Source organism: Mesorhizobium montanum (assembly GCF_033977145.1).
GTDB classification, from domain to species: Bacteria; Pseudomonadota; Alphaproteobacteria; order Rhizobiales; family Rhizobiaceae; genus Mesorhizobium; species Mesorhizobium montanum.
The window spans coordinates 136,823-148,237 of sequence record NZ_JAVIJF010000020.1; the positions used below are offsets into that span (position 1 = coordinate 136,823).

At 60.3% G+C, this 11,415-nt stretch carries 11 protein-coding genes; 7 read left to right on the forward strand and 4 right to left on the reverse strand.

All coding sequences use genetic code 11. From position 1 onward, the window contains the following. Nucleotides 1–41: 41 nt before the first annotated feature. From RFM68_RS25350 to dctP, 3 genes are read right to left on the reverse strand one after another with little or no spacing between them, the layout of a single operon-like run. Nucleotides 42–1,412 (reverse strand): TRAP transporter large permease, encoded by a 1,371-nt coding sequence (locus RFM68_RS25350; protein WP_320235766.1) that lies wholly within the window; start codon nucleotides 1,410–1,412, stop codon nucleotides 42–44. 3 nt (nucleotides 1,413–1,415) lie between these two features. Further along, complete coding sequence (locus RFM68_RS25355) at nucleotides 1,416–2,519, reverse strand: TRAP transporter small permease subunit (protein ID WP_320235767.1); 1,104 nt, start codon at nucleotides 2,517–2,519, stop codon at nucleotides 1,416–1,418. Between the two features lie 58 nt (nucleotides 2,520–2,577). Further along, nucleotides 2,578–3,696, reverse strand: a complete 1,119-nt coding sequence (gene dctP, locus RFM68_RS25360) for a TRAP transporter substrate-binding protein DctP (RefSeq protein WP_320235768.1) — start codon at nucleotides 3,694–3,696, stop codon at nucleotides 2,578–2,580. A gap of 337 nt (nucleotides 3,697–4,033) precedes the next feature. Between dctP and RFM68_RS25365 the strand changes: the two genes are divergently transcribed. The 6 genes from RFM68_RS25365 (at nucleotide 4,034) to RFM68_RS25390 (ending at nucleotide 9,579) form a co-directional block, all read left to right on the forward strand. Then, nucleotides 4,034–4,690, forward strand: a complete 657-nt coding sequence (locus tag RFM68_RS25365) for a GntR family transcriptional regulator (protein WP_320235769.1) — start codon at nucleotides 4,034–4,036, stop codon at nucleotides 4,688–4,690. Nucleotides 4,691–4,950: 260 nt separating this feature from the next. Beyond that, on the forward strand, nucleotides 4,951–5,958 hold the full coding sequence (locus RFM68_RS25370; RefSeq protein WP_320235770.1) for a sialic acid TRAP transporter substrate-binding protein SiaP: 1,008 nt from the start codon (nucleotides 4,951–4,953) through the stop codon (nucleotides 5,956–5,958). A gap of 14 nt (nucleotides 5,959–5,972) precedes the next feature. After that, on the forward strand, nucleotides 5,973–6,470 hold the full coding sequence (locus tag RFM68_RS25375; RefSeq protein ID WP_320235771.1) for a TRAP transporter small permease: 498 nt from the start codon (nucleotides 5,973–5,975) through the stop codon (nucleotides 6,468–6,470). Beyond that, on the forward strand, nucleotides 6,467–7,762 hold the full coding sequence (locus RFM68_RS25380) for a TRAP transporter large permease (RefSeq protein WP_320235772.1): 1,296 nt from the start codon (nucleotides 6,467–6,469) through the stop codon (nucleotides 7,760–7,762). Before RFM68_RS25375 ends, RFM68_RS25380 begins: the two co-directional genes overlap by 4 nt. Beyond that, nucleotides 7,759–8,643 (forward strand): shikimate dehydrogenase family protein, encoded by an 885-nt coding sequence (locus tag RFM68_RS25385; RefSeq protein WP_320235773.1) that lies wholly within the window; start codon nucleotides 7,759–7,761, stop codon nucleotides 8,641–8,643. The genes RFM68_RS25380 and RFM68_RS25385 overlap by 4 nt, the downstream gene beginning before the upstream one ends. A gap of 15 nt (nucleotides 8,644–8,658) precedes the next feature. After that, on the forward strand, nucleotides 8,659–9,579 hold the full coding sequence (locus RFM68_RS25390; protein WP_320235774.1) for a dihydrodipicolinate synthase family protein: 921 nt from the start codon (nucleotides 8,659–8,661) through the stop codon (nucleotides 9,577–9,579). Nucleotides 9,580–9,716: 137 nt separating this feature from the next. On the opposite strand, the gene RFM68_RS25395 is transcribed toward RFM68_RS25390, so the two are convergent. Beyond that, on the reverse strand, nucleotides 9,717–9,998 hold the full coding sequence (locus tag RFM68_RS25395; RefSeq protein WP_320235775.1) for a hypothetical protein: 282 nt from the start codon (nucleotides 9,996–9,998) through the stop codon (nucleotides 9,717–9,719). Between the two features lie 680 nt (nucleotides 9,999–10,678). Here RFM68_RS25395 and RFM68_RS25400 point away from each other — a divergent pair. Continuing rightward, complete coding sequence (locus tag RFM68_RS25400; RefSeq protein ID WP_320235776.1) at nucleotides 10,679–11,266, forward strand: GNAT family N-acetyltransferase; 588 nt, start codon at nucleotides 10,679–10,681, stop codon at nucleotides 11,264–11,266. Nucleotides 11,267–11,415: the final 149 nt, after the last annotated feature.

Consider the following 11,415-nt stretch of genomic DNA (forward strand, 5'->3'; position numbering starts at 1 on the left):
ATTGTTCCGGCGGCCTCGAATGCTAAGCAGCATCTACCGAGTCAATTGCCTCCATACATGACCTTCGGCAGCCACACGACGATCGAGGGGAACACAATGCACAGGCTCACTCCGATCGCTTGCAGACACAAGAAGGGGACCGCGGATCGGAAAATCGTTGCCATCGATATCTCCGGCGGCGCAACACTCTTCAGATAAAACAGCGAATAGCCGAACGGTGGGCTCAGGAATGCCATCTGCATGTTGACCATGAATATGACGCCATACCAAAGCGGCACGTCTTCGGGAGCCACGCCGGCGAACCCAAACGCGCCGCCGAACTGAAGCGACTTAAGGATGGGCAGAAAGATCGGTACGGTCAGAAGGAGGATTCCCACCCAGTCCAGAAACATGCCGAGGACGAAAAGGATCACCATCATCAGAACCAGAACGCCGTAGGGCGCAAGACCGGTTCCAAGAATGGATTCGGCCACGAAGTTCTGCCCGCCCTTCAGGATGAAGAAGCCGACGAACATGGTGGCGCCGAAGAATATCCACATGACCATCGCCGTCGCCTTCAAGGTCGATCCGCTCGCTTCGCGGATTGTGCCCCAGGTCAGGCGCCGGTGTGCGGCGCAGACGATGAATGCACCGAACGTACCGATGCCGGCAGCCTCGACAGGCGTGGCAATGCCCATGAAGATGACCCCGAGCACAAGCAGGATCAGCAGTATCGGCATGAACGTGCGGCGCAAAAGCCTGATTTTTTGGGCGAAGGCGATCCGTTCGTTCGGCGGCAACGCCGGGCCGAGCTTGGGGTTGATGTAACAGCGCGCCGTCACGTAAGCGACATACATCCCGGACAGCAGCAACCCGGGAAAGACTGACCCGATCAGCAACTCGCCCAGCGATTGCTGCGCGACGACGGCATAGACGATCGCCATGACGGAAGGTGGTATGAGAATGCCAAGGGTCCCGCCTGCAAGAAGCGAGCCGCAGGCGAGCTTGGCGTCGTAGTTGCGGCGCAGCATGGCGGGGAGCGCGATCATGCCCATCGTTACTTCCGTCGCCCCGACCACGCCGACCATCGCGGCCAGCAGCGTGCAGGAGATCACCGTGGCCGAAGCGAGCCCTCCTTTCAGCCCGCCCAGCCATTTGTAGACGACGTCGAACAATTCCTCGATGATACCCGCCTTCTCGAGAATTGCGGCCATGAAGATGAAAAGCGGCACCGCCGAGAGCTGATAATCCGTCATGAACGGGAAGACCCGAGACGGCAGCATGTTCAGCATGGCCGAGTTGCCGAACAGAAAGAGGAAAAGCACTGCAAGGCTGCCGGTGCAGAACGCCATCGGCAATCCAAGCAGCAAGAGCACGCCCAGGCCCCCGAACATCAATATGCTGAGCCAAAGGATCGGAAGCTCGAGACCCATCGCTCAGCCGATCCTTCTGGTGGCAATGGCTATGTCCCGCATCAGTCGGGAGAGACCCTGAAGCAGCAAAAGCGCTGCCCCGATGGGGATCGCGAGCTTTACCGGCCAGTATTGAATGCCCCATTCGGTGAACGAGCGTTCGCCAACCGCCATAGCATCGCTCGCAAATCGCCATCCGGTGACCAGCATGGTGCCGCTGAACAGGAAGAAGAAGGCCGAGGTGATGATGTCGCAGATCGCACGACCGCGTTCCGAGAGGTGGCTGTAGACGATGTCCACCCTGACATGGGTTTCGTCGCGATAGGCATAGGCTCCGGCCAGCATGTACTGCATGCCAAACATGAGAAACATGCTCTCATGCACCCAGTTGGTCGGCGAATTGAAAACGTAACGCGCCACGACCTCGTAATAGTAGGCGATGACCGCGAGGACCGCCCAGTAAGCGACCAACTCGCCCGTCACCCTGACCAGCCAATCAACGGGCCGAAAGATAGCGAGCGGCCGCTTGACGGGTGTGGCGGGCACGTCGGTTACAAGCGGGTGGACGTCGGTTGGGGCCGGTTGTCCCTCACGTTCGCGGGCGCGGCGAACCAGGCCCGGGATCAGAAAGATGTCGCCCGCGAGAACGAGGCCGAGGAAAATTCCGGCAATTCGCGCAAGGCTGCTCGAGCGGGCGAGCGCACCAATGGCGGCAGCGTTGTTGCCGCGCGTGGTCGCCGCATCGGCGTCGGCTTTCACAAGGCGATCGGCGGCACCTGTCTTGCCGGATGCAACGTCTGCCTTGGCATGCGTCAAGGTCCTCTCGGCGTGCTCGGCCTGGGACCGAGCCAGTGACAATGTCTCGCGGCCGTCACGCACCTGACCACTGGTCCAGAGCACGGCGACGAAGAAGGGGATGAACAAGAATCCCCAGCGGCTCTTCAGGTAGAAACGGTGCATGCCGAGAAAACCCGCAGTGATCAGAAAGAAATAGGCGAGGAACAGGTTGGCGCGGCCGGCATCGCGTCGTGCCCGCTCGCGGTAGACAAAGAAAACCGCGGCAAGTGGAAAAAGCACGAGGCTCGACCAGTAGAGCCAGTGCGGCAGCACAAAAGTCAGTGAAGGCATCGGCGAACGCCTGTTGAAGGAGAATGCGTCCGCCGTTACCGGCGGACGCCAAGTGGCTTCACAGATTGATCGACAACCCCTGATACATGTCCGGTGTAACGTAACCCACGGTCGGGTTTTCCATCACTTCAAGCTGCAGCTTGAAGATGCGCGCCGCGTCCTTGTCCTTGTTGGCCCACTCGAACCAGATCGGCACGGCGATTTCCTGAAACTTTTGCAGATCGTCGGGTCCAAGCCGATTGATTTCGATGCCGGCATCCAGGAATTTCTGCCAGGTCTCCATGTCGGCTTTCTGGATGGCTCCGAAATGGATGTTCGAATAGACCTGGATTTCGTCTTCGACGAACTTCTTGAGATTGTCCGGGAGCTGGTTCCAGACATTCATGTTGACGGCGAAGTCCATCAGGTCGACGGGTTGATACACCGACATCAGTCCAGGCGGCCCCATGGAAATGTATTTGGTCACCTGCTGGAAGCCGAGCGCCCAGTTCACCGCCGGGCCCGTGTAGTCGGCGGCATCGATCGTGCCTTTCTCCAGCGCTGAGAACACCTCGCCGCCCGGCAGCAGCGTCGTTTTGGCGCCGGCCTTCGCGAATGTCTCGGCGATCATGCCGCCCGGCACGCGCAGCTTGAGGTCCCGGAAATCCTCGATCGAACGGATCGGCGTCTTCGAATGGATGATGTTCGGGCCGTGATGAATGCGGTTGACATAGTAAAGGCCCTGAGCGGCATAAAGGTCGCGTGCAGCCTGCAGGCCACCCTTTGAATAGAAAAAGATGTCCCACTCGTGCGGGTAGCGCAGCCCCATCGTGTAGGACGAAAGAAAAGCGGTCGCCGGAAGCTTGCCGGCCCAGTAGAGCGAGAACGAGTTCATCGCTTCGAGAACTCCGTTCTTCACGCCGTCGAGAAGCTCGAAATCGCCAACGATGTCCTTGGCCTTGAATGGCTGGAATACGAGTTGGCCTCCCGTCTTGTCCTTGATGGTCCCGCACCAGTTCTGAAAGGTTTCAAGTCCGACACCCGCAGGCCAAGAGGTCTGGATTTTCCAGGTAATGGTATCCGCAGCCCCGGCCTTGCGAACCCAGGGAGCCGCTACCGTCGCCGCCGTGAGCCCGGCGACAAGTCCGCTCGACTTCAGAAAGCTTCGCCTTGATTTGGAATGCTCTTCTCCGTCCATTGTCTTTCCTCCCTTTGCGGCAACGGACACATGGTGGACACGCCGCCGACGTCAAATGCTTAGACAATAACGCAAGGGACACCCTTTGCTGGCTGAGGCCTGCCTTCTCGCAATCGTTTCCGGCCGAGTTGCAAGCGCCGTCAAAGATGCCAAAGAAAGCCCGCAGCCTGTAAGTAACATAGCACGACGCGAACATTTTCAACCATCACGCGTCCAGTTCACGCTTCCGGCGGCATTCTCTGACGCGGATTTCGCCGCTAGCCCGGCGCATGCCGTGGCCGCACCGCGAATCCCCATGATCTATGGTATTTTCGGAAATTTATGATATTCCTGCAAAATGCTAGCTAATGCTCCCGGCGCCACAATATCCGACACAACCTATCGCCAAATAAGGGCAGACATAATCTTTGGCCGGCTTGTCCCTGGCGAGAAGCTCAAACTCGACAAGCTGAAAGGCCTTTATGGCGCCAGCGTTTCGACCTTGCGGGAGATCCTCAATCGCTTGGCTTCCGACGGACTTGTCGTCGCGGAGGGGCAGCGGGGCTTCGAGGTCGCGCCGGTCTCGCCCGAGGATCTCAAGGAGATTGCGGCGCTGCGGCAATTACTGGAATGCCATGCGATGGAATTGTCTTTCGCCGCTGGCGACATGGATTGGGAGGGCAGGGTGGTGTCGGCCCATCACAAGCTGCATCAGATGGAAATCCGGATGATCGGCGGCGATCGGTCGGTCACCAAGGACTGGAAACGCTATGACTGGGAATTCCACCAGTCGCTGATCTCGGCCTGCGGTTCTCGCGCGCTGATGGAAACGCATGCGGCCGTTTTTGATAAATACTTACGATATCAAATGATTTCGCTGACCTTCCGCGGGCAGATAGCGGCCGACGAACACAAGCAATTGCTGGATGCGGCGCTGGCGCGGGATGTGGCGACCGCACAGGCAATCCTTCGCCGCCATGTCGAGGCCGGCGTGAAGCACGGTTTGACCGCCTGACCGGCCAGGTGGCGGCCTCTGCGCGCCACCGCAACCCGCTCGTGGACGCGCGTGGCCTTCTGATGGCGGCAATTGCCTTTGGCGTGCAAAGCCAGCCCTCGTCGCAGTGAGAGCCGGCCCCAAGAACCGGATCGTCCTATAAAATCGCAAATCTCTGATGTCTATAATTTCATGGGTTGAAGCGCAGTTGGCGTCATGCAATGTTTCATTGTCGGGTCCGCGAGCGACGCAGCCCGCAACATGCATTCAGGGAGGAAAGCATGACTAGAACAATGGATCGCCGCCGGTTTCTCCGTGCCACCGCATTGGCCGTCGCAGCGGGCGGCATTCTTGGCGCTCGCGCGACCAAGGCGCTCGCACAGGACAAGATCACACTGCGGCTGTCGTCGCCGGCAACACCGGGCGACCAGCGAGCGGTGGCGCTGACCGAGGTTTTCGCACCTGCGGTCAACGGCTTCGCCACATTCGAGCCGCACTGGAATGCCGAATTGTTCAAGCAGGGCACCGAACTCGAGGCGATTGCCCGCGGCAACCTTGAAATGTCGATCACTTCGGCGCAGGAACTGGCGACGATCTACCCGGAATGGTCGATCTTCACCGCCGGTTACCTGCATCGCGACGCCGAGCACCAGAAGAAAGTCTTCGCTGCCGATTTCATGGAGCCGATGAAGAAGAAGGTCGAGGGCGAGCTTGGCGTCAAGCTCCTGACGGTCATGTATCTCGGCCGCCGCCAGCTTAATCTGAGGACCGACAAGGAGATCAAGACGCCAGCCGATCTCGCCGGCGTGAAACTCAGAATGCCGGGCACGGACGCCTGGCAGTTCCTCGGCTCGGCGCTTGGCGCAAACCCGGTGCCGATCGCCTTCACCGAAATCTATACCGCACTGCAGACCGGCGCGATCGATGGCCAGGACAATCCATTGCCGACCGACAAGGACTCCAAATTCTACGAGGTCACCAAGCAGATCGTGCTGACCAGCCATCTGGTCGACCTGAACTACCTTGCCTTCTCCAAGAAGGTCTGGGACGGCCTGACACCGGATCAGCAGGCGACGGTGCAAAAGGCGGCGGACGATGCCGCCGAATCCGGACGGCAGAAACAGCTGAAGCTGGAGACCGAGCTTGAGCAGTTTTTCAAGGACAAGGGGTTGAAAGTTTACGCGCCTGATCTCGAGGCCTTTCGCAGCCATGTGCAGAAGGCGTATCTGGAATCGCAATTCGCCAAGGACTGGCCGGAAGGCATGGTCGACAAGATCAACGCTCTCTGACCAGGGGAAGACAGATGTCGGCAACCATCCGCTGGTTGCAGGGCCGGGCCGACAATGTGGCGGTGGCGTTGCTCGCCGCCATGTTCGGCGCCTTCATCCTGCAGATATTCACGCGCTACGTGATCAACGACCCGCTTGGGTGGACACTGGAGGTCTGCCTGACGACGTGGCTGTGGCTGGTGTTCTGGAGTTCGGCGTTCGTGCTCACCGAGCGCGACCATGTGACGTTCGATCTGTTCTACCTGATCGCCAGCCGCCGCACGCAGCGTGTCTTGGCGCTGATTTCGGCGGCGGCGATCGTTGCCGGGTTCCTGGCGGCGCTGCCGGCGACATACGACTACATCACCTTCTACAAGATCAAGAAGAGCGCCACGCTGCGAATCCGGCTCGACGTCGTATTCAGCGTCTATGGCCTCTTCGCGGGCGCCGTCATCGTCCGATACGCCTTGCGCGCCTGGCAGCTTGTTCGCGGCGCCGCGCCGGAGCCGCATGACGAGGCAGGGCCGCTGTGACCGTCGCCTTCGCCCTTTGCCTGCTGGCGCTGTTCGTCCTTGCCGGGATCGGCACGCCCGTCGCCTATTCCATGATCGTGGCGGCAATCGTCTATCTTGCCGTGAAGGGCCAGGATCTTGGGCTTGCCGCCGAACAGATCATCCAGGGGCTCTATGACGGCTTCATCATACTGGCCGTGCCGCTGTTCATCGTCGCCGCCAACATCATGAACGCCGGCACGATCAGCGAGCGGCTGCTGCGGTTCTGTATGGCAATCGTGGGCCGTATGCGAGGCGGGCTCGGGCACGTCAACGTCGTCGCCAACGTGATCTTTTCCGGCATGTCCGGCTCGGCCGTCGCCGACGCCGCCGGGCTGGGCAAGATCATCATCGAGATGATGACCAGGGACGGCCGCTATCCGCGCGGCTACGCCGCCGCCATCACCGCCGCCGCTTCGACCATCGGGCCGATCATCCCGCCGTCGATCCCGATGGTGATGTACGCGCTGGTTTCGGACGCCTCGATCGGTTTCCTGTTTCTCGGCGGTATCCTGCCTGGTCTGCTGATGGGCGCGGTGCTGATGGGCCTCAACGCATGGCTGGCGCGAAAGCGTGATTTCGCCGTCGAGGAGGCGGTGCCGCTGCGCAAACTGCCTAAAGTGACGCTCAACGCGTTTCCGGCGCTCCTGATGCCAGTCATCTTGCTCTACGGCATCTACGGTGGCGCGACCACGCCGACCGAGGCCGCCGCGGTGGCTGCCGCCTACGCGTTGATCCTTGCTGGCGTCTTCTATCGTGCGCTGAACTGGCGCAACCTCTATGCGATCCTCTCTGAAAGCGCGCGCTCGTCGGCCGCGATCGGGTTGGTGATCGGCGGCGCGCTGATCTTCAACTACATCGTTGCCAGCGAGAACATTCCCGCGCAGTTGGCCTCCTCGCTGCAAGGTCTCAACATTGCGCCGCTCGCCTTCATGTTCCTGGTCAATGTCCTGCTGCTGCTGCTCGGTTGCCTGCTTGACGCATCGACGATCATCCTCGTCATCGTACCGCTGTTCATCCCGACCTGCCGGCTGCTCGGGATCGATCTGGTGCATTTCGGCATCGTCGTAGTGGTCAACACCATGATCGGGCTGATCACGCCACCCTATGGTGTCGTGCTCTTTGTCATCAATGCAACGACGCGCATTCCATTGCGCGAAATTATCAGCGAGATCTGGCTGTTCATCGGTGTGCTGGTCGTCGCGTTGCTGCTGATGATCTTGTTTCCGCAAATCGTGCTGTGGCTGCCGAGGCAGTTCGGATACCAGGGATGAGCACGGCTCCGCACGATCGCCGGAGCGCCGGTCTGGCTGAGCCGGTCAGACTGGGGCTGATCGGCGACAACATAAAGCGGTCGCGTTCGCCGGACCTGCATCGTCTCGCCGGCCGGCTCAGCGGCCTGGACGTCAGCTACGACCTCTTCATCCCGCGCGACATGGGCAAGGATTTCGACGCCGTGTTCGATGCCTGCCGTGACAGCGGCATTCGCGGCATCAATGTCACCTATCCTTACAAGGAGATGGTGGTCTCCAGGCTGCGCATAGACGACGACCTGACCAGACGCATCGGTTCGGTCAACACGGTGGTGTTCGGGCCGCACGGCGCGAGCGGCTACAACACCGATAATACTGGTTTCATCGCCGCCTATCGCGAGGCGTTCGGCGGCTTGGCGCCGGGCAACGTCGTCGTCATCGGAGCCGGTGGCGTCGGCAAGGCCGTGGCCTTCGGGCTGCTTGCGCTTGGGGCCGACGCTCTGATCATCATCGACAATGATGCCGGAAAGGCGCGATCGCTCGCCGCCGCGATCGCGGCAGTCTCCGACGGCGCCGTCAAAACGTCATCCGGCAATGATATCCGCACGGCGATGGACGGAGCGGAAGGCATCGTCAACTGCACGCCGCTCGGCATGATCGGATATCCGGGATCTCCTGTGCCGGCGGAATTGCTCGGGTCGCAGCGATGGGCGTTCGACGCCGTCTATACGCCGGTCGACACGATGTTCAAACAGCAGGCGGAGGCGGCGGGCCTCAAGATGCTGAGCGGTTACGAACTCTTCTTCCATCAAGGAATTGACGCCTTCCGCATCTTCACCGGGCGGACCCCGGCCGATCTCGGCGCTCTGCGCCAAATGCTTCTCGAAACATCTCCCAACTGACCAAGGATATCCCCAGTGCTCGACAATCATCCCATGCGCAAGAAAATCGGCGTCAGCGCGGCGCTGACAACGCCGTTCGATGATAAAGGTGCAATCGACTGGTCGCGCTTCGCCGCTCATGCCAAACATCTGCTCGGGGAAGGCATGCGGGTGGTGACTGCCTTCGGCACGACCGGCGAAGGCATTTCCATCTCGGGCTCGGCCCGCGCACCGCTCTATGAGCGCATGGCCACCGCCGGAATCAATGCCGGCAACCTGGTCGAATGCATCTACGGGCCGTCGTCGCAGGACGCCGGCGACCATGCCCGGCGATCGCTCGAGGCCGGTAGCGGCGGCATCCTGCTGACGCCCCCCTTCTATTTCAAGAAGCCGACGGAAGAAGGCATCTATCGCTGGTTCGCGGAGGTTCTGGAGCGTGCCGGCCCGGCAGGCCGCGATGTCATCCTCTACAACATCCCGGCCCTTACCGGCGTGCGCATCGGCCCGAAACTGGTCGCACGCCTTCGTACGGCCTTTCCGCAAGCTATAGCCGGCGTCAAGGATTCAAGTGGGGACTGGGACCAGACTACGGCGCTGCTTGCCGAGCACCGCGATCTTGCCATTCTCGTCGGCCATGAGGGTCATCTGGCCAGGGCGGTTAGGCAAGGTGCCAGCGGTGCAATCAGTGGCGTGGCCAATTTCGCGCCGGCGCTGGTGGCGAAGCTGGTACGCGGCGAAGACGATCCGTTGATCGATGCCTTGCTCGACAGACTGCTCAAGCTGCCCGTCGTGCCGGCAGTCAAGGCGGTCTTGGCGGCGCAAACCGGCGACGCCGTCTGGTCGCGGGTCCGCGCTCCGCTGGAGACGATCGAAGAGGCAAGCGGCCTGAAGGCCTGCAAGGAAATGGCGGCGATGGTCTCAGCCGAGATGGCGGATCAAGCCGTGACGGCGACATGAAAACCTCGATAGCGGCGGTCTCATCAGCGGCGATTTTGCGTAAAAAGCTTTCCGCGATCGCAGCGGCGGCGTTCCTTCGCGGGCCGATCTTTGGGCAGCCAGTCCCATGACAACGGCCCACCATCCGTCTTGCAAGATCACCTCGACATTGCCTTGCCGCGCATAGCGACGACAAAACGGGCGTGCTCGAAATAGGTCGAGCCGTTGTGATCGCTTGCCTCGAGCACCCGGGGATCGACCGGGATCTCCAGCTGATGCGATCCCGGCGGACGGCGCGGGCTGACGATGAGCTGCGGCCCCGGCGACGCTCCCGGATGCCGCGGCCAGAAGCGTCCCGGTCCGGGCACCAGGCATTCTATCTTTCCGTTACCGCCAACGGCGCAGAGCTCTTCCTGGTATGGGCTGCCTTCGGCGAACATTCACAGTTCTCATAGCCTTGGTTGACATGCCTTTTTGTGGGATAAGGCAGAGACACCGGCTGTATGAAAACTAGTCCTGTTCCTGGTTCCTAGGCTTGCCACACCATACGAGATCATACGAACGATATGGGTTGGCTAACCATCCGCCAAACCATTGATTTTCCGTACAAGTCTCACACCCTCCGGGCCCACCATTATCGTTATTTATCAATGGTTTACGCCTAATTCTTCGATTCCGAACTAAGCGTTAAGGGATAAGTATCCGAGTTTTGAAGGAAATGGTCTGGGCCTCTTCGTCAATTTTCTCCTTCTCGTTGATGGCACTCGTCGCGGGTTCTGACTTCGACAGAAGGCTCAAAAACACTCGAGGGCACTCGCCGCTTGGCTGATCTCTGCCGATCGGGCGGACCAGTCACCGATTGAATTGACAATGGCAAGCCCAGCAGGGTGAGCCCAGCAGGGTGAGCAAAGGCGCCGCGGGTGAGCTTGAGAGCAGGCTTCACGGAGCCGGTTCAGTTCCTTGAGCCATCTGGCGCCACACACAGGGCGGTGGCCGATTCCGTCGGTCTCCGAGGACTGCCAACAGGTCCATCTCCCTCTCCAAAGGGAATGTCGATAGGCCCGAACATCCCTTGAACCGCTTTTGAGCTAGCTCAAAGAAGCGGTGACCGCAGTCATCTATGGATACGTCGATCGCGCGCCATCAGGACGCGCGTCGTCACCTCTCGAAAGGGTATCAGATGCACAATCAGTCTTGGGAAATCACCACCCGCACCGGGCTCAAACTGCTTGTGCGAACCGCCGGTCCGGGCGACCAGACAGCGCTTGAGGAACTGTTCCATCAGGTTCGGGAAGACGATTTGCACTTCCGATTCCTGTCGGGGCAAAAATCCGTCCGCCCAGACCAGATCCAGGCCATGATCGACGTCGATCACCGCACTACCGAGACCTATATCGGCTTTGTCGCCGGCAGCAACCTTCCGGTCACGACCGCAATGCTGGCTTGCGATCGTCACGGCCAGCGGGGTGAGGTCGCGGTTTCGGTCCACACCGACTATAGGGACTGCGGCATCGGGTGGGAGATGCTGTCGTTCATCGCGAAGCAGGCAGAAAGAAGCGGATTGAAGGCGATTGAATCGATCGAAAGCCGTGAGAATCATGACGCGATCGAACTCGAACGCAATATGGGTTTCGTCGTGCGTTCCTACCCGGACGATCCCACTCTTGTGTTGGTGACGAAGGAACTCGGAAACCCCTTGGCATCGTAGCGCCGCTCTATTCGCGAAGCGGACTAGTACCTGTGCACAGAGATTATGACTCTTTGGCGGTGGGCTTTGGATAGGCTTTGGCCAATTTGAGGCGCGCCTGTTCGGTCGAGAACATCCAATTGATGCGCGCGCCGCTGGCGTTTCGCTGG